The sequence below is a fragment of the Acinetobacter sp. CY79 genome (assembly GCF_059515845.1).
Genome location: NZ_JCAKMY010000011.1, coordinates 42,216 through 67,179 on the forward strand (window position 1 = coordinate 42,216; position 24,964 = coordinate 67,179).

23 protein-coding genes and 2 pseudogenes are annotated in these 24,964 nt (G+C 38.8%); 14 read left to right on the forward strand and 11 right to left on the reverse strand.

Annotation, left to right across the window (positions count from 1 at the left end; translation table 11 throughout):
* Positions 1-185: 185 nt before the first annotated feature.
* The 4 genes and pseudogenes from AC5YCE_RS05910 to metG form a co-directional block, all read right to left on the reverse strand.
* Positions 186-656: a hypothetical protein gene (locus AC5YCE_RS05910; RefSeq protein WP_496171389.1), complete on the reverse strand. Its 471-nt coding sequence runs from the start codon at positions 654-656 to the stop codon at positions 186-188.
* Positions 657-742: 86 nt separating this feature from the next.
* A pseudogene (locus AC5YCE_RS05915) lies at positions 743-871 on the reverse strand (hypothetical protein); the annotation flags it as partial.
* A 49-nt stretch (positions 872-920) separates the two neighbouring features.
* Positions 921-1,634, reverse strand: coding sequence for a sel1 repeat family protein (locus AC5YCE_RS05920; RefSeq protein ID WP_496171390.1), 714 nt, complete (start codon positions 1,632-1,634; stop codon positions 921-923).
* A gap of 57 nt (positions 1,635-1,691) precedes the next feature.
* Positions 1,692-3,761, reverse strand: a complete 2,070-nt coding sequence (gene metG, locus AC5YCE_RS05925; RefSeq protein ID WP_496171391.1) for a methionine--tRNA ligase — start codon at positions 3,759-3,761, stop codon at positions 1,692-1,694.
* Between the two features lie 155 nt (positions 3,762-3,916).
* Between metG and AC5YCE_RS05930 the strand changes: the two genes are divergently transcribed.
* Both AC5YCE_RS05930 and AC5YCE_RS05935 read left to right on the forward strand, forming a co-directional pair.
* Positions 3,917-4,120, forward strand: a complete 204-nt coding sequence (locus AC5YCE_RS05930; protein WP_496171392.1) for a hypothetical protein — start codon at positions 3,917-3,919, stop codon at positions 4,118-4,120.
* Between the two features lie 40 nt (positions 4,121-4,160).
* Entirely contained in the window at positions 4,161-5,015 is an 855-nt protein-coding gene (locus tag AC5YCE_RS05935) for a hypothetical protein (protein ID WP_496171393.1), read from the forward strand.
* 56 nt (positions 5,016-5,071) lie between these two features.
* Here AC5YCE_RS05935 and AC5YCE_RS05940 read toward each other — a convergent pair whose 3' ends face one another.
* Together AC5YCE_RS05940 and AC5YCE_RS05945 are read right to left on the reverse strand one after the other, a co-directional pair.
* Entirely contained in the window at positions 5,072-5,416 is a 345-nt protein-coding gene (locus AC5YCE_RS05940; protein WP_496171394.1) for a hypothetical protein, read from the reverse strand.
* Between the two features lie 60 nt (positions 5,417-5,476).
* Complete coding sequence (locus AC5YCE_RS05945) at positions 5,477-5,722, reverse strand: DUF6500 family protein (protein ID WP_496171395.1); 246 nt, start codon at positions 5,720-5,722, stop codon at positions 5,477-5,479.
* A gap of 180 nt (positions 5,723-5,902) precedes the next feature.
* Here AC5YCE_RS05945 and AC5YCE_RS05950 point away from each other — a divergent pair, with 180 nt between their 5' ends.
* Positions 5,903-6,433, forward strand: coding sequence for a hypothetical protein (locus tag AC5YCE_RS05950; protein WP_496171396.1), 531 nt, complete (start codon positions 5,903-5,905; stop codon positions 6,431-6,433).
* Positions 6,434-6,574: 141 nt separating this feature from the next.
* Here the strand turns inward: AC5YCE_RS05950 and AC5YCE_RS05955 are convergent, their stop codons facing one another.
* Positions 6,575-6,874, reverse strand: coding sequence for a hypothetical protein (locus tag AC5YCE_RS05955; RefSeq protein WP_496171397.1), 300 nt, complete (start codon positions 6,872-6,874; stop codon positions 6,575-6,577).
* A gap of 297 nt (positions 6,875-7,171) precedes the next feature.
* Between AC5YCE_RS05955 and apbC the strand changes: the two genes are divergently transcribed.
* The 8 genes and pseudogenes from apbC (at position 7,172) to AC5YCE_RS05995 (ending at position 16,514) form a co-directional block, all read left to right on the forward strand.
* Positions 7,172-8,494 carry an iron-sulfur cluster carrier protein ApbC gene (gene apbC / locus AC5YCE_RS05960; RefSeq protein ID WP_496171398.1) on the forward strand — a complete coding sequence of 441 codons (1,323 nt, stop codon included), beginning with the start codon at positions 7,172-7,174 and terminating at the stop codon, positions 8,492-8,494.
* Between the two features lie 228 nt (positions 8,495-8,722).
* The gene (locus tag AC5YCE_RS05965; protein WP_496124502.1) at positions 8,723-8,890 is read left to right on the forward strand and encodes a hypothetical protein; all 168 of its coding nucleotides are present in this window, start codon (positions 8,723-8,725) and stop codon (positions 8,888-8,890) included.
* Positions 8,891-9,211: 321 nt separating this feature from the next.
* Positions 9,212-9,805 carry a LysE family translocator gene (locus AC5YCE_RS05970; RefSeq protein ID WP_496124503.1) on the forward strand — a complete coding sequence of 198 codons (594 nt, stop codon included), beginning with the start codon at positions 9,212-9,214 and terminating at the stop codon, positions 9,803-9,805.
* Between the two features lie 152 nt (positions 9,806-9,957).
* Positions 9,958-10,527: a dCTP deaminase gene (gene dcd / locus AC5YCE_RS05975; RefSeq protein ID WP_496124504.1), complete on the forward strand. Its 570-nt coding sequence runs from the start codon at positions 9,958-9,960 to the stop codon at positions 10,525-10,527.
* A 361-nt stretch (positions 10,528-10,888) separates the two neighbouring features.
* A pseudogene (locus tag AC5YCE_RS05980) lies at positions 10,889-12,244 on the forward strand (hypothetical protein); the annotation flags it as partial.
* Positions 12,245-12,374: 130 nt separating this feature from the next.
* On the forward strand, positions 12,375-13,064 hold the full coding sequence (locus tag AC5YCE_RS05985) for a hypothetical protein (RefSeq protein WP_496171399.1): 690 nt from the start codon (positions 12,375-12,377) through the stop codon (positions 13,062-13,064).
* Positions 13,065-13,091: 27 nt separating this feature from the next.
* Positions 13,092-15,551 (forward strand): DUF6160 family protein, encoded by a 2,460-nt coding sequence (locus AC5YCE_RS05990; RefSeq protein ID WP_496171400.1) that lies wholly within the window; start codon positions 13,092-13,094, stop codon positions 15,549-15,551.
* Between the two features lie 18 nt (positions 15,552-15,569).
* A complete protein-coding gene (locus AC5YCE_RS05995; RefSeq protein ID WP_496171401.1) occupies positions 15,570-16,514 on the forward strand; it encodes a DUF6160 family protein in 945 nt (314 codons plus the stop codon).
* A gap of 97 nt (positions 16,515-16,611) precedes the next feature.
* Here the strand turns inward: AC5YCE_RS05995 and AC5YCE_RS06000 are convergent, their stop codons facing one another.
* The 4 genes from AC5YCE_RS06000 to AC5YCE_RS06015 all read right to left on the reverse strand — a co-directional run bounded on the left by AC5YCE_RS06000 (position 16,612) and on the right by AC5YCE_RS06015 (position 23,332).
* Positions 16,612-18,330: a proline--tRNA ligase gene (locus AC5YCE_RS06000; RefSeq protein ID WP_496171402.1), complete on the reverse strand. Its 1,719-nt coding sequence runs from the start codon at positions 18,328-18,330 to the stop codon at positions 16,612-16,614.
* 94 nt (positions 18,331-18,424) lie between these two features.
* Positions 18,425-21,529 (reverse strand): efflux RND transporter permease subunit, encoded by a 3,105-nt coding sequence (locus AC5YCE_RS06005; protein ID WP_496171403.1) that lies wholly within the window; start codon positions 21,527-21,529, stop codon positions 18,425-18,427.
* 15 nt (positions 21,530-21,544) lie between these two features.
* Complete coding sequence (locus AC5YCE_RS06010; protein WP_496171404.1) at positions 21,545-22,666, reverse strand: efflux RND transporter periplasmic adaptor subunit; 1,122 nt, start codon at positions 22,664-22,666, stop codon at positions 21,545-21,547.
* Positions 22,667-22,696: 30 nt separating this feature from the next.
* Complete coding sequence (locus AC5YCE_RS06015; RefSeq protein ID WP_496171405.1) at positions 22,697-23,332, reverse strand: hypothetical protein; 636 nt, start codon at positions 23,330-23,332, stop codon at positions 22,697-22,699.
* 272 nt (positions 23,333-23,604) lie between these two features.
* Between AC5YCE_RS06015 and pilG the strand changes: the two genes are divergently transcribed.
* Genes pilG through AC5YCE_RS06030 form a run of 3 tightly spaced genes read left to right on the forward strand, consistent with a single transcriptional unit; the run spans position 23,605 to position 24,926 of the window.
* Positions 23,605-23,988 carry a twitching motility response regulator PilG gene (pilG, locus tag AC5YCE_RS06020; protein ID WP_496124512.1) on the forward strand — a complete coding sequence of 128 codons (384 nt, stop codon included), beginning with the start codon at positions 23,605-23,607 and terminating at the stop codon, positions 23,986-23,988.
* A gap of 29 nt (positions 23,989-24,017) precedes the next feature.
* Positions 24,018-24,386: a response regulator gene (locus tag AC5YCE_RS06025; RefSeq protein ID WP_496124513.1), complete on the forward strand. Its 369-nt coding sequence runs from the start codon at positions 24,018-24,020 to the stop codon at positions 24,384-24,386.
* A 3-nt stretch (positions 24,387-24,389) separates the two neighbouring features.
* Positions 24,390-24,926 carry a chemotaxis protein CheW gene (locus AC5YCE_RS06030; protein WP_496124514.1) on the forward strand — a complete coding sequence of 179 codons (537 nt, stop codon included), beginning with the start codon at positions 24,390-24,392 and terminating at the stop codon, positions 24,924-24,926.
* Positions 24,927-24,964: the final 38 nt, after the last annotated feature.

A 24,964-nucleotide genomic window follows, 5' to 3' on the forward strand; every position in this document is an offset into this window, starting at 1 on the left:
TTTTTCCGCTAATACCAATGTTAGGATTATTACTTAAACACTCTGGCAAACTTGTTAAATAATTTTAAAAGCCCTTGCAATGTAAGGCTTTTTTCTCATCTCAATAATTTGAAAATTAAGACACTTTATCACCTGGTTTAGCACCAGTTTCAGGTGAAATCACAAAAAATTCGCCTATCATTATTTCAATGAATTTTATATTGGCTTCGTTGCTTTTTCCATTCTATCCATGTACAAATCACACAAACAGGAAGGATAAGTACAAATTCAATATATAGAAATAATTTAAACTCGAAACCTGTTGCTAAATCTATTACAAAAATTAATGGTGACCATATCAAGCCTATAGTTAAGCCGTACAAAGTTGCACGACTAAAACTAACTGAGCCAATTTTAGCTGCATAAAAATGCTCAAAAAGTCCCTTGCTAATAAGAGCAGGAAGCAATCCTATTAAATATCCAAATGGTAAGATAAATACGAATGCTAAAAGCATTGGAAAAATAATATGTGGAGTGATTAATCCATGTAAAAAACGAATTGGATCATCAAAAAACATTAGTGAATGAAATGAGAGTGTAAAAAGTAAAGTTCCAAGGAGCGAACCAATTGCGATGAATGCAGAATTTTCATAGATGAAATTTTTAAAAAGCTTCATATAGTTTTTATTGATTGAATTTTTAAGTGTTATAGCATAAAAAAGCCCCTACAATGTAGAGGCTTTTCCTATCTAAGATTTAAATCTTAAGACACTTTATCACCCGGTTTAGCACCCGTTTCAGGTGAAATCACCCAAACACCGTCGCTATTACCCGCAGCGAGTACCATACCGTTTGAGATCCCAAAACGCATCTTACGTGGTGCAAGGTTTGGAATCAAAGAGAGTAATCGCTATCTATAGAGTGGGGTATAAGAAAGACTATTATTTCCCTTGATTTAAGATCTTCTCAATATCTTTAGAGAAATCAACCAGCTTGAACTCTCTCGTGTCGCAATTTGCTAACTTACAGACTTCCTTTTGATATTCATCAGAACCCATTGAAGCTATCGCTTTTTGCTTCCAATACTCCGCTTTTTTTGTACTTTGTAACTCTTCAGGTAGTCGGAAATTATACTCATCGACAAGTCTTCTTTGTGCGATAGGTGAACCTTGTTCACCTGCTTTTTCTAAGAATTTTATATATTTGTTGGGATCGTATTTAAAGTGTTGAGCCAGTAGATACGAGGCATAAGCATTATTCTGATCTGAGAGTTTTTCAATAGGAGTGATATTAATTTCAGATCTTAGCTCACGTTCCTTGAAGAATAGGGCGAACTCTAGGAGAGCCATTGATGCAGATGAGTCACCTTGAGAAATTAATTGATTTAACATATCAAAATATTTTAACTTTTCTTGTTCAGCATACTGAGCAATTTTATTTTCATTACCTTCTTTTACTAGCAGATCTAATTCAGACGAGTAAGAAATGCTATGAGCAGTTGAATGCTCAGACATTAAAATATTTAAAAGTTTTTGATAGTTGTTCTTAAGCACTTGAACAGATGGACTAAATTTATAGGTTATTTCATTTTCAGCTGAATGTACCATCAGTGAGATGAACAAACTAAAAAGCAATATGATTATTTTTCTTAACATGGTTATCCCTTTTATATGAAAAAGGCTTCCGAAGAAGCCTTATTTTAAAAATATCAATTAAGACACTTTATCACCCGGTTTAGCACCCGTTTCAGGTGAAATCACCCAAACACCGTCGCCATTACCCGCAGCGAGTACCATACCGTTTGAGATCCCAAAACGCATCTTACGTGGTGCAAGGTTTGCTACCATCACGACCAATTTGCCTTTTAAGTCTTCCGGCGCATAGAACTCACGAATACCGCTAAACACGTTACGTGGCTCAGCTTCACCGACATTTAAAGTGAGTTGTAAAAGTTTATCAGAACCTTCAACCGTAGCAGCCTCTAAAACTTCAGCTACACGCAGGTCAACTTTCATAAAGTCTTCAATGCCAATGGTGCTTGTGTTAAGAGCAGCTTCGCCAACTTTAGGTTCAGCTTTCTTTTCGATCTTCTTCTCTTTTTTCTTCTCAGCTTTAGGTGCTTCAGCAGGGGCAGCCAAAGAATCTTTAGATGCATCCACCATCGCAGCAACCGCTTTCGGATCAACACGTTGCATCAGTGGTTGGAACAACGCAATTTCATGACCGATAAGAATCATTTCACGAGAAGCAAAGTCGAAAGATGCTAACTGCAAGAAGTCTTGAACTTGTTTTGCCAAAGTTGGCAATACAGGTGCAAGGTAAACTGCCAATTGACGGAACAAGTTAATACCCACAGAACACACGTCATGGACTTGTTGATCTTCACCTTCAATTTTTGCAAGCGCCCAAGGTTTTTTCTCATCAATGTATTGGTTGGCTTTATCAGCAAGCGCCATGATTTCACGGATTGCAGCCGAGAACTCACGTGCTTCGTATTGAGCAGCGATAGACGCACCTGCATCAACAAAGCTTTGAACCAACTCAGGCTCTGCACATGTTGCAGATAATTTATTGTCAAATTTAGTATTAATAAACTTCGCACAACGACTTGCGATGTTGACCACTTTACCCACAAGGTCTGAGTTAACTTTTTGAACAAAATCATCAAGATTTAAGTCAGAATCTTCAACTTTATCAGACAGTTTAGATGCAAAGTAATAACGTAGATATTCAGGGTTTAAATGCTGTAAATAGGTTTCCGCTTTAATAAACGTACCACGAGATTTCGACATTTTTTGACCATTTACAGTCAAGAAGCCGTTCACGAATAAGCCAGTTGGGGTACGGTAATTTGCACCTTCAAGCATTGCAGGCCAGAACAATGCATGGAAATACACGATGTCTTTACCAATGAAGTGATACACTTCATTTTTAGAATCCTTTTTCCAGTAATCATCAAAGTTCAATTCAGGACGTTTGGTTTTGATGTAGTTTTCAAAACTCGACATATAGCCGATTGGCGCATCCACCCAAACATAGAAGTATTTGTTTGGCGCATCTGGAATTTCAAAACCGAAATAAGGCGCATCACGAGAGATATCCCAGTCATTTAAACCCGCTTCAAACCATTCATCGAGTTTGTTGGCAATCGACACAGGCAGACGCCCTTCATCACGTGTCCATTTTTGTAAGTATTCACCAAAGTTTGGTAATTTAAAGAAGTAGTGATCTGAAGATTTTTCAACAGGTGCAGCACCGCTTAAAGTCGATTTAGGATTCAACAATTCAGTTGCATTGTAGGTTGCACCACAGACTTCACATGAGTCGCCGTATTGATCTTCCGCTTTACATTTCGGGCAGGTGCCTTTAATAAAACGATCCGACAAGAACATGCTTTTTTCAGGGTCAAATAGCTGTGTCACTGGGCGAACTGCAATATTGCCTGCTTCACGGTTTTTAATATAGATTTCTTGAGAGCGTGCTTTATTGGTATCGCTATTGGTTGAGTCGTAATGATCAAAGTGCACACCAAAACCATCAAAATCACGCATATGTTCTTTTTGAACATTGGCAATTTGTTCTTCTGGAGTAATACCATTGGCTTCGGCACGAAGCATAATTGCTGTACCATGCGCATCATCCGCACATACATAAGTCACATCATGACCCATCGCACGCATGGCACGAACCCAAATATCTGCTTGGATATAACCAAGTAAGTGTCCCATATGGATTGGACCATTGGCGTATGGAAGGGCGTTAGTGACTAAGATATTACGCACGGATATAACTCTCTCATTCGTCGTGTATGCAAGGTGGATGATTTTACCTGATGCGTGTAGGAATACAAAGCGATGCTTTAATGGAATTTGTCGGGTTGATTCAGTAAAATGACTTTAAAGATGAGATCAAAAAATATTGAGCAAAGAAGAATAAGATGCAATCAAAATCTGATGTGTATTTAAATTGGGCATCTAGAGCTTTAATGACTCACTTTTCAATGAGTGGATCAGTTCTTTTGGTGTGGTTTCTTTATACGGGTCCTTATCTACATTTGATTCAAGGGATATTGCTGTTGTTGGCAATGGTTGCTTTAATGGCTTTTCTGGTTTTGTCATTTTTAGGTTTTAAATACAAATAGAGTCTAGGGAACAAATCACTCTATCTGTTTTTGAATAATCATGGATAATACTGTATTTGCATTGATTGAAAAGAGTAAAGCTTCCGTGATTGAATATGACGACTATGAAGATGATCAGTTTGATCGTGAGATTACACGCATTCCTCAGCGTACACCCAATAAAGTGCTTGGCAAAAGCATTTTAGAGCAAGCCAATCAATACTGGCAGGAGATTGGTGAAGCTGAACATACTTTACTGATCCAAAGTTTAAGAACATTAGCCACCAAAGAATCTTATTTTGATGTGCTTGCAGATGAGTTAGATCAACCTATTGAGGCTAAGATTGCTAATGATGCCTTGAACTTGATGCACTTTTGGACACTTATTCAAAAGAATGAAGCAAATCCCGAACAGTTCAATTTACTGGATTTAATCAAGACAGAATATTTTCAAAACGAGCTTTTACAAGCCTTTGATGAATTAGAAATTGGTGATCTAAAAGCACAGCGCCGTGAAATTTTGCAAGAAGCGTTCAAGCTCTATCAACTTGAATGTTATGCAGGATGTATCCCTGTGATTTATGCGCAGTTGGAAGGTTTACTGACAGATGTGCTGATTGCACAAGGCTATCTCAAACAGAGCCAAACGAAGTTTGTTGACGTTTATAAAATTGTGCCTGGTCTAAAAGGACATGAGATTAAAAGCCTTTGGCACAAAGCAAAAATTGCAACCGAGCTGAATCGATACTTTGCAGAACTTGCACCGTATAAAATGGACAGTAGTTCAACGGTCACCATGACACGACATAACATGTTACACGGAACTGATGTTGCCAACTTTAATCAAGAGCGCAGTTTTATCTTGTTTATTTGGTTATTTGCAGCGATTAGCTTTATGAGTACAGTGAAGAAATAATATTATAAAAGGAGGTGAATAGACATTTGCCTTCTTTATAGCTATATTTTTTTAATTCAATATAAATCAACATAATTTATAAGATTTATTATCTTTTTCTTTAAAGTACAAGCCTTTCTACAATGATAGTACTTTAGTGCTTTTTCCCAATTTTGATCTTTGATTAAGCAAACCTTAAAATATCCATTGCCTTTACCATTATATTTATACCAACCTACATCCAGTACTATGTTTTTCTCTAAAAATTTTATTTGTAATAAATCTTCAGAAAAATCTAAGAAAGAATTTTTATTTAGCCTGTAATCATTATTCAACCAAGAAAGATTATCAAAAGTCACAACACCTGTTCTTATATTGATTCCCCACCATAATGTTGCGTCAGATAACTCGCTTTGGCTCATATTTTAAATGTCCTTAATCAAAAATATAGCTCACTATATACCAAGATAATTGTTCATACTTTAGTTTTCATCTTGCACTATGAGCTGTTTAATTTTGGTCGCTTTCTCAAAATGATCCAATTGATGCGTTTGAATCCACCATGTAGCCACTTGCATCAAGGTTTCAGGATCATCATTTTTATTGGCAAAGAAAGCATAAAACGATAAGCCGACATTGTCACCTTTCTGTCTGATTTTATCTTCACAAATTTGAATAATCTTCTGTTTTAGCTTCGAATCAAGTTTGGTTTTTTGAGTATCTGGCATCGTTTTACTTCTAATGGTCATTTTGATGTTTGAAAAATGACTGTAACACTTGTAAGCAAAAAATACTGCGCAACGGCATGTAGTCACTTTGTTGCAAAATGATGCTAAAACCATGCAAGTGAATGAAATGCTGTATAAATAATTGTTAGACAATTTTAAAACAATCAGAGAGGTGCCAACATGAGTAATAATAAAAATGTAGAGCAGTTAAAAGATAAAGTAGCTGATTTAGGTACGGACATTAAGCATCAAGTCAAAGAGGCACAGTTGAGCAGTGAAAAGGCGTTAGATGATCTCAAGCATTCTGTAAAGGAAGTTAAACTTGAAGGCGAGAAAAAGTTAGATGAACTGAAGCAAAATGTACGTGATGAAACTAAAGATGGACAAACCACTCTAAATGACAAAACAGAACATGCGAAAGATAAATTTACTGATGTGAAAAACAATGCTCAAGAAAAGTTGGAGCATTTAAAGATTGAAGCTAGCCATAAATTGGATGAAGCAAAAGTGAAAGCCAATGAACTGAAACATGATGCAAGCTTAAAGTTTGATGAACTGAAAGTGCAGGCAACTGAAAAGTTTGACGAGTTAAAAAAGAAAGCTTCTGAAACACTGTCAAAATTTAAAAAGGATGAATCAGCTCAAACGGATAATCAGTCCGCACAAGACAGCACTTCCGATACTTCAAACAATGACGATAAAAAAGTTTAAGTCATTTCAAAATGATTTTTGTTGAACTGAGTATTGATGAATAGATAGTCCGCAACTGTAATCATCCAAGAGCTATAGCAAAAAAGAAGAGTGCCATTTGGCACTTTTCTACATTGTAGGATTGTTAATGGATCAATATTTTTATTGTAGATAAGACTTCATTTCGATTTTTCTAATTTGTTCCTTAACCACAGTCACCGTATAAACATTGTCGCCAATGTTATAGTCATACTGCATAGCATTGACCTGATTAGAACCCTCTTGCCAAGGGGTGGTTCGCATAGCAGTTGGTGATTGACCTGTACGACTCATTAATTGGGTCAAACTATCACCAAGTGCAACAGTCTGATTACTCGCGGTTTTAAAGCTAGACGTTTCGACTGAAGCAAATGTTAAAAAAGAAAAAAGCCCAGCAATCAAAAAAATGATAATTGATTTCATGCCAATCCCTTAAATTGTGTTTGATTTTGGATTATAAGCACAAAGTGTGAAATAAAACACATTATTTTTGTGTCGTATCATCCTGATATGGCAAGCATTTAAACAAAAAAAAGCGTGATAAATAAATGACAAATTATGTCATTAATTTATTATTTTTACTTGAAAAGTAGAATAAATCTGATTGATTTAGTCGGGATTTAATTTTCTATAGGATTTGAACGATAACGAGGCTTAAATTTAAGGGCTTTTCCAGTTACACTAAGGCATTCAGCTGTATGTCCTGTTTGGAGCAAATATATGTCGTGGCTTTCTTCACTTAAATCGGTTTTTTCACCAGCTCAAGACGTGAAGGAAGAAGAAATCCAAGCGATTTTGCAGCGCTATATCCTTCCAAATTCAACTCATCTTTTAAAAGATCGCATCAGCCAAGTCAATGTTGAAGGTCGTGTGCTTCAAATCACGATCAATATATTCAAGTCAGAGGCCGAGCATTTACAAAAAATTCATGATGACCTTGCCGATGCGCTTGAACCATGTGGTATTCAAGAGTTGAATATGCATGTGATCCAACAAAAACATGAACAGGGTGAGTCTGGTGGTTGTGGGCACAATCATGCAGCGGGTGAAAGCTGTTCAACCAAGCCGTCAACTACATCATCAAATACAGCAAAACCGAATTTACCCCCTGTGATTGATGCTTCTGCACACTCTCAAACTAAAGTTGCAACACTATCAACCGTTGAAAAGGCAACCAAAGCTGAACCAAAAAATGACGACGTAGATCCCAATAATCCACCCATTCAAAAAGCTGCTCCACAGCAACGTGATGTTCCAAAACATCCACGAATTCAAAATGTCGTATTGATCTCATCTGGCAAAGGTGGGGTGGGTAAATCGACCACCACGGTAAACATCGCACTTGCGCTGCAGCAAATGGGATTGAAAGTGGGTGTGCTTGATGCAGACATCTATGGTCCAAGTATTCCGACGATGTTAGGCAATGCAGGTCGTACACCCATGATCGAAGCAGAACATTTCGTACCTTTAGATGCTTATGGAATGGCAGTGCTTTCAATTGGACATTTAACAGGTGATCACAATACGCCGGTTGCATGGCGTGGACCGAAAGCAACAGGTGCTTTGATGCAGTTGTTCAATCAAACGTTATGGCCAGACTTAGATGTGCTTTTGATTGATATGCCACCTGGAACAGGAGACATTCAGTTGACTTTGGCACAGCGGATTCCTGTGACGGGTGCTGTGATTGTGACAACACCTCAAAATGTCGCATTGATGGATGCCACTAAAGGCATCGCATTGTTTAACAAAGTCGGCATCCCAGTGATGGGGGTGATTGAAAATATGTCGACGCATATTTGTTCAAATTGTGGATTTGAAGAGCAGATCTTTGGTACAGGTGGTGGCGATAAATTGGCAGAGCAATACGATATTCCGCTATTGGGTCGTTTGCCTTTGAACGCGAGTATTCGTGAAAATGCTGATATTGGTAAGCCTTCTGTAATCGCAGGAGACAGTGCAGCTCGGTCTTATATTGAGATTGCTGAAAAAATTGCAAAGCAATTACCTAAAGCTGATAAGAAAGAAAATCGTATTTTTTAAATTTATGGATATCTTAAAACCGCACAATTATTCTTAAATACTTAAAGCTCAACTGAAGTTGGGCTTTTTTGTTTCTTAGATTAGCATTTAAAGTGGAACATTGATTTTAAAGCTGAGAAATCTCGAAACCTTAAACTGACTATAAAACATGCAAAATTGTGATTATTTACTCTAATTTTAATCACTATACTTTAGCTTCTCCCAACAATAATGTGTAGGTTCATTGATATGCGTACCTTAAAAGTGATCATTCTTGCATTCAGTTTTACTTCACTTACAGCATCTGCCGCAATTATTAACCATGTTGATTTCCCTGAAGCTTTTGTTCAAGCCAAAGAAAAAGCTGTTCAGGCGGATTCAGGTGAAGTGACTGTATCTGCGAGTACATCTAAATAATCAGTACAAAAAAAAGCTGAAATAGATAAAAATCATTTAATGAGTATCTTAAAAAATGAGGGTTTCGGCTCTCTTTTTTAATTTTTAGATGATTTAAAAATGTTCATAACAATTATAAAAATTGAATTTTTAACACATTTGGATGAATTTTGGGAAATAGAGCGAAATGACTGTGGAGTAGAAATATTAAAAATCATTAACTGGTTGAAATTATTTTATTTAAATAAATATTGTTTTTAGCTCATGTCTACTTACAATTATTTTTTTGCAAGGCTGAAAAAACAGGATTAATCTGCAATCGCTCAAGAGTGAGTTTATTGTATGATTTCATGGCTATTTATCGGTTTAGTGATTACGATCCTCTTCACACCAGGACCCACAAACACATTACTTGCATCTTCGGGGATTCAAGTGGGGGTAAAGAAATCATTTCGACTTATCCCAGCAGAAGCGATTGGCTATCTGATTTCAATTACATTTTGGGGCTTTCTCATTGGCAAAGTCTCAACTCATATGCCTTTATTACCGACTATTCTTAAATTATTCAGTGCAGGTTATCTTCTATATTTGTCGATCAAATTATGGCGTACTGCTGGGGCAGATGAAGAATTAGTTCATTCGTGTATACGTGCGCGTGAGTTATTTTTAGCGACGCTATTAAATCCAAAAGCTTTGCTATTTGCTTCAGCGATTTTTCCCAATATGGCTTGGACGGATGCGCATGTTTATGTACCGCACATGTTGGTTTTCTTGATTTTGATTATTCCAATTGCTTTTAGTTGGACAGTATTGGGTTCTTTATTAGCGTCGAATAAAATCCATTGGCTTAATCAAAAAAATATGCAAAAAACGGCATCTTTGATTCTGATGAGTTTTTCTATTCCACTCAGTTATTCAGCACTTTTGAGCCTTTAAAATACTCATCGTTTTACATATCTTACATAGCTCAAGTGCACACAGTTGTTGTTCAACGCAAATGAGCATGATCAAGGCTTTGTTATTTCCATTATTGTCGAATTCAGTTAAAGTAACCCGCAGTAATTGAAATCAGTTTTTGGGAAATATAAATGGCAATTAAGTCTGATCGTTGGATTCGCGAAATGAGCGAAAATCACGGCATGATTGAACCGTATGCAGAAAACCAAGTTCGCTTAGATGAGAATGGACAAAAGCTCATCTCTTATGGCGTATCGAGCTATGGTTATGATGTACGTTGTGCACGTGAATTTAAAGTATTTACCAATGTTCATTCAGTCATTGTGGATCCAAAAAACTTTGATGAAAAAAGTTTTATCGATATCGAAGCAGATGTTTGTATTATTCCACCGAACTCATTTGCTTTGGCGCGTACCGTTGAGTACTTCCGTATTCCACGCAATGTATTGACGGTTTGTTTAGGTAAGTCGACTTATGCACGTTGCGGTATTATCGTAAACGTCACACCACTTGAACCCGAGTGGGAAGGTCATGTGACTTTGGAATTTTCTAATACTACAAACCTACCTGCACGTATTTATGCAGGTGAGGGTGTAGCTCAAATGTTATTCTTTGAATCAGATGAAGTGTGTGAAACGTCTTATAAAGACCGCGGTGGTAAATACCAAGGTCAAACAGGTGTGACGCTTCCAAAAACTTAAAATATTGGCTTCGCTGAATGTTAAAAAGCAAACGCCATCGTTTGCTTTTTTTATTTATGACACTTTGATCAGTCTAAAATAAAGTGTAATAACAAAAAAACAATCAAATATACCTCATTAAAAACTGATTCATTGGTTATAAGTTTTTATTATTCTTCAATAAATTAAACAACAATCACTTATCGGAAAAAGTGTGTTTTAGGACGCATTATTTTGCATAAAGCATTCAACTTGGATAATATAAAATGTGATGCGTTAATCAAATGTTTTAAGAAAAAATGGATCTTTCTTAAAAAATTAGAAATTTAAAATCCAAAAATAAAAATATGGTGCGGAGCATCGTATAAAAAGGAAGGTCAAGATGACTACACTCAATTATACGTTTAATTTTAATAAGACGATGTTATCGACTTTGATGACTTTGTGCATCTCGCAAATGAGCTTCGCACTGCAACCTCTTTCTGATGAAACTTTAAGTACTACAACGGGTGAGGGTATTGCTCTCGTACCCCAAGATGCCTACTTTGTATTTCAGGGCGAAAATTCAACGGGTACTGATCTCACTGATCGATCTAAAGATACAGGTTACATCCATGTTATTCCTGTTGGGCCTTTAACCAACGCAGCTCTCGACACGAATAAAGACAATGTTGTCGATGCTAAAGATCACTCTGTGGGTAAAGCCGATCTATTTGTTTATGGTTTAGCACTGTCCAAATCTGATGGAAATCATAATTCCCGATTGGCCAATTCTGATGCTGCAGCGCGTATTGGTTCATGGGGAACGGCGACCAATCCATGGATTTTAAAAGTAGAAACTGAAAATCAAGTGCCCAATTTTGATCTCAATAGTAAGTGTGCGGCAAGTGATCCAAAGTGTCAGGTGCCTTACCTGACTTTAGAAGCCCCTTTATTTAATACTTCCATTCCGACCAATGCCGCTGATGGTGCAGATGCATATAAGTTAAAAATGGGCCTATGGGCGGATGCTTTTGTGTTGGATCCAAGTAAAAAAGAAGGTGATGCATCGTTGTATAAATTAGGTGCGACCAATCAAACAACTGAAGGGCGTGCGAATAGATTACGTTTACAAGCCATTTGGAATGATTTCACCCTTAATGGCAGTCGTCTACAGGTGTTTCAAACTTTAAATGGCTCTACAAATGCCAATGGGATGAGTGCTTTTTATAATAATACTTTAGGTATAGCGGGCTTAGTCCGATTAAACAGTGGTGATGCAGCGAATTTAAAGACCACAAGTTTAAACGATAAAGTGTTACGTCTAAGTACCAGAGAAACCACGAATACCAATTTGTTAGATAGTCCTGCAGTGAATGGAACATCTGCGCCAATTTTTGATGCGAATGAAGGATTATTTATCCATAATTTGAATGCAAACTTAGTATTAGGTTCATTGTATCAACCGCTGATCTTGGGCTCAGATGGTGCAAACTTCAGTTTAGAACTGACTCGTATTCCCAATAAAGAAGAAATTTACCGAAAAATTTATACTGACTACGACAACCCCAATTCAACTGTATATCAGGGCTCAACCTGTAACGTTTATAAGTGTGGCAATAATGGACTGACTGGATATCAAGGGAATAATGCGACCCACAGCAGTATTACGATTGGTTCAACCGTTTACGATGCATCTAAAAATACGTTGAGTGCATACAAAGGTGCAGATGCAGTCGGTGTTTCATTTGGTGCTATGCGTCCAGTGGCTCAAACACCGGGTGCAACAGCGCCAGCGGCTAACTTTAAAAATATGGGTTCAGCCGTGATTGATGGGGTATTAATCCAACATCTTAAAATCACCACCAAAGGACTATAAGGAGAACCTAATGAAAATACTCTCGACTCTTCTTATAGCGAGTTTAATGTCTACACAAAGTTTTGCATTAGAAGCTCTAAGCGACCATGCTTTACAAGAAGTTGAAGGTCAATCTGGCGCAGATTTATCAATAAAACTCTCACTGAATCAAAAATTGGTTGATGGTAAGTATGTTTTTGATAATGGTGCGGGTGCTGTTTGTGAAAAAGTTGAGTTTTGCCGTTTAGCTGTTGCAGTTAACAATCGCTATGTCGATGCAAATGGTCTAGCAAGTAGTACAGGTGGTAATAAATTATGGCTAGTGATGAAAGGTATTCAAGGAACCATTAATATCCAAAAAATCGGACTGGATGGTATCGATTTAACCTACAAAAATGATGGTGGTGCCGACAAGATCAAAGCTGCGATGCAATTAAGCTTTGATCCTCAATTACCGATTCAAATCCGCAACTTTGGATTTGATGCTCTAGCCTTTGGCAAAGATACGTTTGTCTCCTCGGCAACCAGCGACGGTGATAGTATAAATCCAGCAGATCATGGCTATCTACAAGTATCTCGTTATGACTCGGCAAATGCACCTAAATCTGCATACGATCATGGTCGTGAGAAAGGTTTTATGGGCGTGCGTATGAATGGAAATTTAGCACTTCAAGGTAAGGTGATGATGTTTGGTTGTGATGCTAGTCATCCACGTTGTTAATTACCAATCAGCCAACAGGGAATAGTGATGAATAATAAAATCGTGATAAAAAATAAGAAGCAAAATCACAACAAGATTTTAATGTTAAATACTTTGGCGATGAGTGTTTTACTCGCTTCGGGTCAATTATATGCACTCGAAGCAATGCAAGACGAAGCATTAAGAGCCGTTGATGGTCAAGATGGCGTTCAAATTTCAACGACTTTAAGTGAAGCCAATATTGATCAACTGTATTGGTCCGATGATGCTGGTCGTGGCAGTTTAAATGCAAATGGTACGACACTAAGAGCAACTGCTGATCAAGTTAAGATACGCCAAAGTAATGCATCATCTGCTCCATTGGGTGCAGATATTCAGATCAATACGGGCAGTAAAGAGAATAAAGTTGGCTTAGATTTAGCAGTAAGTGCTTCGCCTGCGTTGGTTACTGTAGATTCTTTCCGTATTTGTGAAGGTGCTTCAACTGCCAGCTGTACCCCTGCGATTGGTAATTTAGCCATTCAAACCGCTTCGAATATTGATTTAAAGTTAAGAACCATCGATGGGCTATTTAGCAAAGATAATCTGAGCGAAATGTCGATGGGGCTTAAAAATGCCAATATTTATTTAGGGCAAACAGATGTCAATTCTAAGCTGAATCAGTTGATTCTTAAAAACTTCAACTTTAACTTTGAAGGCAAAGGTTCAATTTTTGTAGACTCAGCTGAAGGTTTGAGAATGCAAACCAACACTCGTGATGGTGCTGTTGATCGTTATGCAACGATGAGTAGTACACCCAATGAAAATTTAGGTTATGTCGATTTAAATCGCGTCGCAGATCCAGCGTCTTCAAATGCAGGGTTTAAAAATACAGGGACTTATTCAGCAAATGGGGTAACCACAAGTTCTGGTTTGAACTTAGAGATTATGCTGAATAAAGAGGCGAATGCGCAAAATCCTTATGCCATAGATGCCACAACAAATAGTCCGCAAGGTGCAAAAGGGCTTATTCGTTTAGGTGCAAGTGGACGTATGGTGAACTCATCACTTGAATTTCGAGGTACGAAAGGTCAAGAAAACGTATTGGGTAATGCTGTACGCACAGATGGCGCTCAAGGCGGGAACAATATTGGGAATTCAGGGATTGGCTTCCGGATGAAAGCTGAATTCACCAATGATAACGATTCAATGTTAGGCGGCGATGCATCCAAAGCGACAAAACTTGAAATTGGTGGTGCGGGTTTAAATGCTTATGGATTTGAGTTCAGTAATTTAACTGGATTGATGGCAGGCAGTCGTGCATCTTTTGACAGTGGTAATGTCTACATTAACTTAGTGGACACCAAGTTTTTATCTATTCCTGTGAACAATGTGTTTCAAACCAGCCGTTTTGGTAATGGTGAGTTTCTTACTAAAGATCTCGATTATAGACAATATGTCCATAATGCGATTAGTACAACTAATCCATATAGTGTTGCTGTGGCTATTCGTGGGGCTGAGTTCCAGTCCTTAGCGCGTCGTGGTCGTTTTACAACGAGTGCGGGTGTGGATGATGCAAATTTATTTGCCAATAATGGTTTAAATAATGAGTGGGGACTTGCACTTCCTTTTTATAATTTAAATGCAAATTTGGCATTGTATGGTACTAAAGTTCAAGCAGATCAAGCATTTTATTACACACTGTCAGGTTCAAATGTGGTTAAAAATTTGGTCAGCAGTGCAGGTGAAACAGCACGTTTGGGACTATCGATTGCGATGAGTACTGAAGGTGTGAGTAAAGGCAAAGGCGATAAAACAACGTCGATTCTGTTGATTGATGGCGGAAAAGTAGGCCAAACCAATACCACAACGGATTACTATATGGGACTGCGAAATGTGGATACCCTGCTTAAAGGTGCGGGTCATTTGGGTGTGGAAAATGGCAGTCTGAACGTCAGTTTAAAAGATATGTTGATTGTGATGTCGGCTGAAGTTGCAGCAGGTTATTTACCAGGTACAACTTATAAAACATGTAAGCTAAGTAGTTCTGCTGCGGGTTGTGCAACGCAGAGTGCCTCTACTGCAAATAATTTCTCGCTCCCTGATGATGTACTGTTTGGTTTGAAACTACGTTTAGGCGGAGATATTAATTTTTCATTACTTCCGAATAGTTCAATTGCTGATGGTAGTCGCTTATCTGTGGCAGGTGAGCTTGATCTGAAAGGTAATAACAATACTGTTCAGATTAGTGATCCACAAAATGGTTCGACACTCGGTTTAGATAGAATTACAGGTAAAGTGGCATTTAATAATGCCATTGTGGTGAATAAAGATCAGACCAGTGGAAATGCAAAAGTTGGCTTCCATGCGAATTTACTCTTAAATCCACAGCAAACCACTTCAGGTGTGTTTAGAGCAAGAGATATCAATTTCTATCCACCCAATACAGGCCCGGGTGCACGTTTAGGTGAGTTAGCGATTACAGGTGGGCGCATCTCAAGTGAATTTAATATCGTGCCACGAAATTAAAAGATAGGGATATTTACAATGAATAAAAATAAAATATATGTCCTGACGATGTTGATGATGCCATTAACGCAAGTTATGGCACTAGAAGCTTTGGATGATCAAACATTGTCGACAACAACAGGCCAAGATGGAATCAACGTTGGGATTACGCTCCCGCAAGTTGATATCGGTCAAATCGCATTGATTGACAAAGATGGCATTGGATCGAAAATTTTAAATCAAGATTATAATCAAGCGGCCTCTTTGACTTTGGCAGGAACAGCAAATACTCCGATGTCGATTAATTTTCTAGGGGCAAATAATTCATCTACACTCAATGCGATAGTGGATACGGATGCTGGAAATGGAAAAGCATTTGCCAATATTGGTTTGGGCTTTGGAAGTCAAATCACAGGGTTGAGAATGAGTCCTTTTGCTGTGTATCTTGCAAATACCAATGCGACGACAGGTTTAGGAAAATCTAAGGATGTCTTCACAACTGCGGGCGTGCTTAATGGCGGTGTTTCAAAATTTGTAGAAATCGGTAGTGCATCAAACAATTTTGAAATTAATTTTGTGCAAGGCAACTCACCCAGTGTAAATATTCAATTGGGCAATGTGCCACAAAGCCAAATGATTAAATTCAGCGGAGCAATTCAGTCGATATGTGGTACGGGCTCTGGCTGTCCAATCGCAGTGATTTCTGGTGATACATCCGCGAAGTTTGATTTTCAAGTGAAAGGAAATACGGCGACTGGAATCAATTTAAATGGTTTTTATGCAGGTGTAGAGCCTACTGGTTTTGTTTTTGGCAACACGGGCACTTCCTCTAAAATGGACGTGGCACTCAATAATGTGATGCTAGGAAATGATGCTGCAATTTCACCTACCATCTTTAATGGTTTACCTAATGGTTCAATGGGAAGTTTTGGAGCAATTGGTGCTAGTGTTAAAGACCTGAAAGTCAGTATTCGCGGGCTTTAACATTATTTTTAGTATATATAGAAATAAGATATAGACAGATAAAAAAATCCCGCACTTGGCGGGATTTTTTTAAGTTAGAGGTTTAGGGTGCAAATGTTTATTCTGCAATTTTCGCTAAAACTTCTTCTTTACTGATATTTACAGATTCAGCATCAGTACGACCTTTATATTCAAAAGTCCCTGCATCCAAACCTTTTTCACCAATCACAATACGATGTGGAATACCGTTAATTTCTAGATCAGAGAACTTAACACCAGGACGTTCATCACGATCGTCCAACAATACATCATATCCTGCCGCTTGAAGTTCAGCATAGAGAGACTCTGCTGCTTCTAAAGTACGAGGCGATTTGTGAGCATTCATTGGCACGATCGCCACTTGGAATGGAGCAATCGCAGCAGGCCAGATAATCCCTTTGTCATCGTAGTTTTGTTCAATCGCAGAAGCAACAACACGAGTGACACCGATACCGTAGCAACCCATGGTGACTGTAAATGGTTTACCATCTTTACCTAAAACTTTACATCCTAAAGCTTCTGAGTATTTTTGACCCAATTGGAAAATATGACCCACTTCAATACCACGTTTGATTTGTAATACGCCTTTACCATCTGGAGATGGATCGCCTTCAACCACATTACGAAGGTCATAGACTTCAGTAAATTGAGCATCACGGTCCCAGTTTACGCCAGTGGCATGTTTATCCGCTTCGTTCGCTCCAGCAACAAAGTCAGACAATACAGAGGCAGCGCGATCCACAATCACAGTTAAGCCTTTTTCAACTAAGCCTTGAGGACCGATAAATCCTACAGTTAAGCCTAGTTCAGCGATTTGATCTTCAGTCGCGAAAGTCAATGGTGATGCAATTTGAGGATGCTTCTCAGCTTTGATTTCATTCAGCTCATGATCGCCACGAAGGAATAATGCGACCACTGGTGCTTTTTGACCTTCTTGTTGAGCAACACCTTGAACAAGTAAGGCTTTCACTGAATCTTTTGCTTCAGTGTTTAAGAAAGCAGAAACATCAGCAATGGTTTTTTGATTTGGAGTATCAACAATTTTTAATTCTTGAGTCGGTGCAGCACGTTCACCCACCAAAATAGCTTCCGCCATTTCAATGTTGGCAGCGTAATCAGATTCAGTAGAGAAGGCGATATCATCTTCACCGCTTGAAGCCAATACATGAAATTCATGCGAACCTGAACCACCGATTGAACCTGTATCTGCTTGTACTGGGCGGAAATCCAAACCCAAACGTGTGAAGATCCGACAGTATGCTTCATACATTACATCATAAGTTTCTTGTAAAGACGCTTGATCAACATGGAAAGAATAGGCATCTTTCATGATGAATTCACGTGAACGCATGACACCAAAACGTGGACGAACTTCATCACGGAATTTGGTTTGAACTTGATAGAAGTTGGCAGGCAATTGCTTGTAACTTTTCAGTTCGTTACGCGCCATATCCGTAATAACTTCTTCATGCGTAGGACCGAGTACGAAAGGATTGTTATGACGATCCTTAAAACGTAGCAATTCAGCACCATACTCCACATAACGACCAGATTCTTCCCAAAGAGAAGCAGGTTGAGTCACAGGCATCAACACTTGTAATGAGCCTGCACGATCCATTTCTTCACGTACGATCGCTTCAACTTTATTTAACACACGTACACCCATCGGCAACCAAGTGTATAAACCTGAAGCCAATTTACGGATCATACCCGCACGAAGCATCAGCTGATGTGAAATAACTTCAGCATCACTTGGGGTTTCTCTTAACGTAGCAAATAAAAAGCGACTCGCGCGCATGAAAACTGTCCTAATAATTAGCGTTAAAGCATAAGATTATATGATAAAAAATGAGGTGCACATTCAAAATGACACCTCATTACAACTGCCAATATTATGACACGATTTTTCGCATTTGACGCATCATAAAGTTTTTAAAGTCATCCAAGTAGGTAAAGATCACAGGGACAACCACTAATGTCAGGAGGGTCGAGGTGATGACACCCCCAATGACCGCATGTGCCATAGGTGCACTTTGTTCACCACCTTCACCTAAACCGAGCGCCAAAGGTACCATGCCCATGACCATTGCACTGGTGGTCATCAGGATCGGGCGAAGACGTGTTGTACCCGCTGCGATAATTGCATCATAGCGAGTTTCTCCTCGATCCATTGCCTTCTTAATAAAGTCAATCAGCAGAATGGCATTTTTGGTGACCAGCCCCATGAGCATAATAATCCCGATGATCGAGAATAAATTCATGGTGGAATTAAACACGAATAAGGCTAAGAAAACTCCGACCAGTGATAGGGGTAAGGAGGCCATAATCGCAGCAGGATGAATGAAGCTATTAAACTGGGAGCCTAAAACAATATAAATAAATACGATGGATAGCGTGATTGCAGTCATTGCATAGCCTGCAGATTCTGCCATATCCGCATTTGAACCCTGCGTATCGAAGCTATACCCAGCCGGCATTTCGAATTGATCCTGGATTGCACTAATATCACGACCAATATCACCCGCAGGACGACCTGAAGTATTTGCCTCGACCAAAACTTCACGTGCCAAATCACGACGGTTGATTTGTGAAGCGCCATAGCTTTCTTCAAGTGAGGAAACAGTTGAGAGTGGAATCAAAATCGGTTGATTATTCTCATCCATCTTTTGCGAAGTTAGATATAGATTCTGAATGTCGCTTGGCAGCGTTCTTTTATCTTCTGATAAACGTAAATTCACGTCGTAGTTCTCGCCTTTGTCGTCTTTCCATGTGGTTGCATCATCACCTGCAAGGAGTGGGCGAATCACATTGGCAATTTGACCGACCGATAATCCAAGGTCATTGGCAAGTAAACGATTAACATGAACTTCAAGTGTAGGTTTTGGCTCTTTCAATGAGCTTTCGAGATCGACAACGCCATCGACTTTTTCCATTTCAGCCATAAAGCGATCTGAAATTTTCTGTAACTCATCTAGATCAGGGCCTTTGATTGAAATCATCACAGGTTTTTGACCACCTGAAACGGTTTCATCGGCTGAAGCAACAGAGGTGACGGTAATCCCAGCCACACTTTTTAAGCGATCGCGGAGTTGATTGTTGAGTTCAGAAAGGGTTTCTGTTCGCTCTTGTCGAGGCGTAACAGAGACACGAATACTGACGTGATTTTTACCGCGGTCTGTCACGCCGTTAATCACACCATAAGTTGAACGAACTTGAGGATGCTGACGAATAATTTGATCGACTTGTTTTAACTTGGCTTGAGAGTATTCAAGAGAAGCATCGACAGGCGTTTCAAATTTGACTCGAATTTCACCCTTATCAGGAACAGGCACGAACTCTGTACCAATCAACTTTGATAAACCTAAAGCAGCAAATAGTGATGCAAATGCGATGACCAATGTAATCACACGGAAACGAAGTGCGAGCTTGAGCAACTTTTCATAGACATGGTTAAGCTGATCCAGTTTGCCTGAGATCCACAAGAAAAATCGTTTTACACGGCCAGGTTGCTTGTTTGGATTTTTCTTTTCTGCCCAGTGTGCGGAAAGCATTGGATCAAGGGTAAAACTGACAAACATCGAAATCAGGACAGCAGTACTGACGGTCACCCCAAACTGATAGAAGAAACGACCGATAATCCCACCCATGAATGCTACAGGAAGGAAAACTGCAACAATGGTTAAAGTGGTTGCAAGGACGGCTAAACCAATTTCTTTGGTACCATCCAATGCTGCAGTGACATGATCTTTACCCATATCTGCATGACGAACAATATTTTCTCGAACCACAATGGCATCATCAATTAACAGACCGATACTCAACGATAAAGCCAGTAAAGTCATCATGTTAATGGTGAAACCAAACATCCAAATAAAGGTCAGTGTACCGAGTAATGCAATCGGTAAGGTTAAACCTGTAATGGCAGTTGAACGGAATGATCCTAAAAAGAGTAGGACAATGAGAACTGCTAAAATGCCGCCTTCGACAATGGTTCGAGCGACGTCTTTGATACTTGCACGAATACCTTTGGAGGTGTCTACAACGACTTTGAGTGTTGTACCTTTAGGTAACTGTTGTTCAATTTTATTGAGCGTTTTATAACTGGCATCGACAACATCAATCACATTTGAATCTGAACTACGTAAGATATCCATTGCGATGGCCGTTTTACCATTCAGAAATGCACTGGACTCCAACTCGGCTTGGCCGTCTTGAATGTTGGCAACTTGTCTGAGATAAATAGGCGAGCCATTTTTAGTCGCAACAATCAACTCACCAAAAGATTGAGGTTGTATAACTCGGGATTTAATTTCAACGACAAGTTCGGAATTACCTTGTTTTAGCGTTCCACCAGGAACTTCAATATTTTCACCTTTTAAGGTGTTAATGACTTGGTCGATCCCGATCCCAAAACTTTGTAATTTATAAGGATCAACTTCGATTCTAATCTGCCGTTGTGCATCACCGAGCAAATTGACGGTACCCACACCTGTTACGGTTCTGAGTTGAGGAACAATCCGTTGGTCAAGATAAGAACTGAGCTCGCGTAGAGACATCTGATCGGATTCGAAAACCACAGACATGACCGCACTAGCAGTTGGGTCGTAACGTTCCACAATGGGATCTTCAATTTCATCTCGAAATTGAGCGGTCACAGGCGCAATCTTATCTCGAACATCTTGGGCAGCAACGGTTGAAGGAACATCCAAATTAAACTCAGCAATGATGGTGGATAAACCTTCACTTGACTGGGAAATAACTTGCTTTAACCCTGAGATGGTATTGATTTGATCTTCCATCTTCTTGGTGATGTCAGATTCAACGGTTTCAGGTGACGCACCTGGATAGTTGGTATAAATCACGACAAAAGGGAAGTCGACATCTGGAAACTCTTCTACGCCCATACGTTGCCAAGAGGCGAGACCCAGCACCATTAGACAGAACATCATCATAATCGTGAAAACAGGATATTTAACACTGATCCGAGTGAGCCACATAGCAATGCTCCTGTTTTACTTAGCTGAGATCAAGACAGATTTGTCGATATCATCTGCACTAAATTTAACTTTGCTGATGAGGTCAGTTGCTTCTAAGCCTTGAACAATCGAGAGGTTTTGATTGGGTCGTTGTTCTAAAATTTTAATCGGCACTTGTTTTAATTTTTGTTGTCGAACCACCCAAACGAAAGGTTTGTTTTGTAAGTCTTGAATGGTGTCGAGCGGTATTTTTTGACCTTGAATACTATTATTTCCCAAAATAGAACCCTCTACAAAAGCACCAATGCTTAAAGAGTTAATCATTTGATTGGGTTGAGCAAAGAACTCAATCTGACGGCTGGCCTGATCTGCAATCGGGCTAATACGTGTCAAAGTCGCAGTCAACTTTTGTGGATTACCTTGCAAGTTATATTCAATTTGATTGCCAACTTTTAAGGCACTTTGCTGATCAGCCGAGACTTTGGCTTGAATCTCAAGTTGAGAGGTGTCGACTATTTCGAGCAGTGTTTGCCCTACAGAAACGGTTTGACCCGGTTCTACACTACGTTTGGTAATCGTGCCTGAGATTGGGCTTTTAAGTATGCCATCCTGATTCGCTTTAACGGATATATCGACATTGGCTTGTTGTGCTTTAACGGTTTCAAGCTGCGCTTTGTAGTCTACTTGGCTTTGTTCATATTCAACTTTAGAAATAAACCCTTGGTCATATAAGCGCTTTTTGCGTTGCACCATATTTAAAGCTTGTTGAGCTTGAGCTTGGGCAGAAGCAAGATTGGCTTTAGATTGTGCTAAACGAGATGCATTGTCTTGATTATTAAGTTCAACTAAAGTTTGACCACGACTGACTTGTTGACCGACTTGGACATTCACAGCAGTAGCGGTTGCCATCACTTGAGATTGGATGGAGCTTTGATTGACGGCTTTGATCGTTCCTGAAAATGCAGTTCGCTGGGTAGAACTTCCTTGTTCAACTTGAATAACATCTTGTTGAATCAGTTCTATTTTGGTTTGGGTTTCTTGCTTTTGGATCGGTTTTTCTTCGGATTTTTGGCATGCAGCAAGGACCAAACTTAGGCACAATACTGAGATTTTGAGTACAGCTCGTGTCTGTGGATCTTTATGCAGTGTGGGTTTCATTTGTGGTCCTTATTTCCATATAAAGCCTTTTTATTCAAGGGCTTTTAAGCGATTTATAATTGTGGCGTATTGGGTCTGCGTATTTCGATAGTCTGTTTGTAAAGATTCAATATTTTTTTTGATATTGGTAATGTTCTGCATGTTGTACTTCAAACGATCTTTTAAATCATTGGGAACTGCTTGTCCTTTGCGAAAATGCTCCATTTCTTGACGCTTGAACATAATACGATCTTTTTGAATTTGCTTTAGCTGACGCTGTTGCAATTCAATTTGTTTGTTGTAGTTTCTCAGCAACTCATCGCGTTTCATCGCTGCAGTTTTACTGGTCCCATATGCTCTTTTTAATTTCATATCGTGTTCACGTTGACGTGCTTGTTGCTCGCGAACACGAGATTGATTTTGATCGGCCTCTGCATTGTAACTTTTGTTTCTTTTGATCACCTGCATATTGGCATCGAGCGCTTCATAACCGTTACGAATATGAGCAGGTGTAACGGTACTACTAATATTGGCTGTGCCATTTTTGTCATAGTAGCGATACCAGACCGCTTTGCTCGCAAAACATTCAGCCGCTATAAAAATGGACAAAACGGAAGAAAGCACATAAACTTGCTTCAAAGGAGAAAGGAATGAAGATGTAGCAAAATAATTCAAAAATTTGGACATTTATTCCCCACAAAAAGAAAAAGAGTTTTTTATTTTAGCTTTTAACCCAAGCATTTTAGGGTGTTAGTTTAAATTTATAAATATATAACTCGAAAATATTACATAAATTGTATGAACGGGTTATCTCTTTTATTTTCCTTTATGACACATTAACGCTAGTCAGAGAAAAGCTCATTGAAAAAGATAGTGAAAATATGTTAAAAAATGACAATTATTGTAAAAATAAATTAGTTCAGCTCTGCTTAATTCAGCTTACTGGGAAGGGTCGTTAAATGGACGAAAAACTTCAAAATCTTAAAGTCATGGTAATTGATGATTCAAAAACCATTCGTCGTACAGCTGAAACATTGTTACAACGCGAGGGGTTTAATGTTGTAACTGCGGTCGACGGCTTTGAAGCACTTTCAAAAATCGCAGAAGCAAATCCTGATATCGTCTTCGTAGATATCATGATGCCACGTTTAGATGGCTATCAAACTTGTGCATTGATTAAAAACTCGCAAAATTACCAAAACATTCCGGTCATTATGTTGTCAAGTAAAGACGGATTATTCGATCAAGCGAAAGGACGAGTTGTAGGTTCTGATGAATACTTAACCAAACCTTTTAGTAAAGACGAATTGCTAAATGCTATACGTAATCATGTAACTGCATAAAAGACGACATTGCTTTATTGGGGAAAAAAATGGCGCGTATTCTTGTTGTTGATGATTCACCAACTGAAATGTTTCGATTTAAAGAAATATTGAATAAAAACGGATTTGATGTGATTGAAGCATCAAATGGGGCAGATGGCGTTACGCTTGCTCAAGCCGAATTACCAGATCTCGTCCTGATGGATATTGTGATGCCTGGTGTAAACGGTTTTCAAGCGACACGTCAAATTGCTCGAGGTGTAACGACTAAACACATACCGATCGTGATCGTGAGTACTAAAGATCAGGATACAGACCGTGTTTGGGGAAAAAGGCAAGGTGCGTGTGACTACCTAACTAAGCCAATCGATGAAAGTCAATTGATTAGTGTGATAAAACGATATCTCACTGTGGGATAAAATATGGCAGCAAATGGATTTATCGAATTGCTTCGATTGTCCAAGCGTGGCAATAAAAACTACGCAGGCAATGATAAAGAAGTAAACCGATGGTCAGGCATTGCATTTGAAATGTTGGGGCAATATTTTGTTGCTCCATTAGGTGAAGTATCTGAAGTGATTTATCCCCCTGATTGTACGCCGGTTCCAATGGCGAAAGGGTGGGTAAAAGGTTTGGCAAACATTCGTGGTCGTTTGCTATCTGTTTCTGATTTGGCAAATTATCTTTCAGATCAAAAAACTCAGTTCGTACCGACTCAAAAAGTTTTATGCATTAGCCATAATGATCATTATGTTGGTTTGATTGTTGATCAAGTTTTGGGGATACAACATTTTAATAAAAAAAGCTTTTTTTCAGAAAATAAACAAATAGACGAAAAGCTTAAGCCGTACTGTCAGGGATATTTCCAGCAACATAATCAAGCTTGGAATATTTTTATGTTCAGTCGGTTATTAAATGATCCGCAATTCATGAACGCATCAGAAAAATTTATAAACTAGTTTTGACGTAGGCTTTAATCAGTCACGTAATGGGGAGA

What these genes read in the sequence shown, in the direction of transcription:
- AC5YCE_RS05910 (WP_496171389.1), bottom strand. Translation starts at nt 656, where the DNA reads ATGAAGCTTTTTAAAAATTTCATCTATGAAAATTCTGCATTCATCGCA.
- AC5YCE_RS05920 (WP_496171390.1), bottom strand. Translation starts at nt 1,634, where the DNA reads ATGTTAAGAAAAATAATCATATTGCTTTTTAGTTTGTTCATCTCACTG.
- AC5YCE_RS05930 (WP_496171392.1), top strand. Translation starts at nt 3,917, where the DNA reads ATGCAATCAAAATCTGATGTGTATTTAAATTGGGCATCTAGAGCTTTA.
- AC5YCE_RS05935 (WP_496171393.1), top strand. Translation starts at nt 4,161, where the DNA reads ATGGATAATACTGTATTTGCATTGATTGAAAAGAGTAAAGCTTCCGTG.
- AC5YCE_RS05940 (WP_496171394.1), bottom strand. Translation starts at nt 5,416, where the DNA reads ATGAGCCAAAGCGAGTTATCTGACGCAACATTATGGTGGGGAATCAAT.
- AC5YCE_RS05945 (WP_496171395.1), bottom strand. Translation starts at nt 5,722, where the DNA reads ATGCCAGATACTCAAAAAACCAAACTTGATTCGAAGCTAAAACAGAAG.
- AC5YCE_RS05950 (WP_496171396.1), top strand. Translation starts at nt 5,903, where the DNA reads ATGAGTAATAATAAAAATGTAGAGCAGTTAAAAGATAAAGTAGCTGAT.
- AC5YCE_RS05955 (WP_496171397.1), bottom strand. Translation starts at nt 6,874, where the DNA reads ATGAAATCAATTATCATTTTTTTGATTGCTGGGCTTTTTTCTTTTTTA.
- apbC (WP_496171398.1), top strand. Translation starts at nt 7,172, where the DNA reads ATGTCGTGGCTTTCTTCACTTAAATCGGTTTTTTCACCAGCTCAAGAC.
- AC5YCE_RS05965 (WP_496124502.1), top strand. Translation starts at nt 8,723, where the DNA reads ATGCGTACCTTAAAAGTGATCATTCTTGCATTCAGTTTTACTTCACTT.
- AC5YCE_RS05970 (WP_496124503.1), top strand. Translation starts at nt 9,212, where the DNA reads ATGATTTCATGGCTATTTATCGGTTTAGTGATTACGATCCTCTTCACA.
- dcd (WP_496124504.1), top strand. Translation starts at nt 9,958, where the DNA reads ATGGCAATTAAGTCTGATCGTTGGATTCGCGAAATGAGCGAAAATCAC.
- AC5YCE_RS05985 (WP_496171399.1), top strand. Translation starts at nt 12,375, where the DNA reads ATGAAAATACTCTCGACTCTTCTTATAGCGAGTTTAATGTCTACACAA.
- AC5YCE_RS05990 (WP_496171400.1), top strand. Translation starts at nt 13,092, where the DNA reads ATGAATAATAAAATCGTGATAAAAAATAAGAAGCAAAATCACAACAAG.
- AC5YCE_RS05995 (WP_496171401.1), top strand. Translation starts at nt 15,570, where the DNA reads ATGAATAAAAATAAAATATATGTCCTGACGATGTTGATGATGCCATTA.
- AC5YCE_RS06000 (WP_496171402.1), bottom strand. Translation starts at nt 18,330, where the DNA reads ATGCGCGCGAGTCGCTTTTTATTTGCTACGTTAAGAGAAACCCCAAGT.
- AC5YCE_RS06005 (WP_496171403.1), bottom strand. Translation starts at nt 21,529, where the DNA reads ATGTGGCTCACTCGGATCAGTGTTAAATATCCTGTTTTCACGATTATG.
- AC5YCE_RS06010 (WP_496171404.1), bottom strand. Translation starts at nt 22,666, where the DNA reads ATGAAACCCACACTGCATAAAGATCCACAGACACGAGCTGTACTCAAA.
- AC5YCE_RS06015 (WP_496171405.1), bottom strand. Translation starts at nt 23,332, where the DNA reads ATGTCCAAATTTTTGAATTATTTTGCTACATCTTCATTCCTTTCTCCT.
- pilG (WP_496124512.1), top strand. Translation starts at nt 23,605, where the DNA reads ATGGACGAAAAACTTCAAAATCTTAAAGTCATGGTAATTGATGATTCA.
- AC5YCE_RS06025 (WP_496124513.1), top strand. Translation starts at nt 24,018, where the DNA reads ATGGCGCGTATTCTTGTTGTTGATGATTCACCAACTGAAATGTTTCGA.
- AC5YCE_RS06030 (WP_496124514.1), top strand. Translation starts at nt 24,390, where the DNA reads ATGGCAGCAAATGGATTTATCGAATTGCTTCGATTGTCCAAGCGTGGC.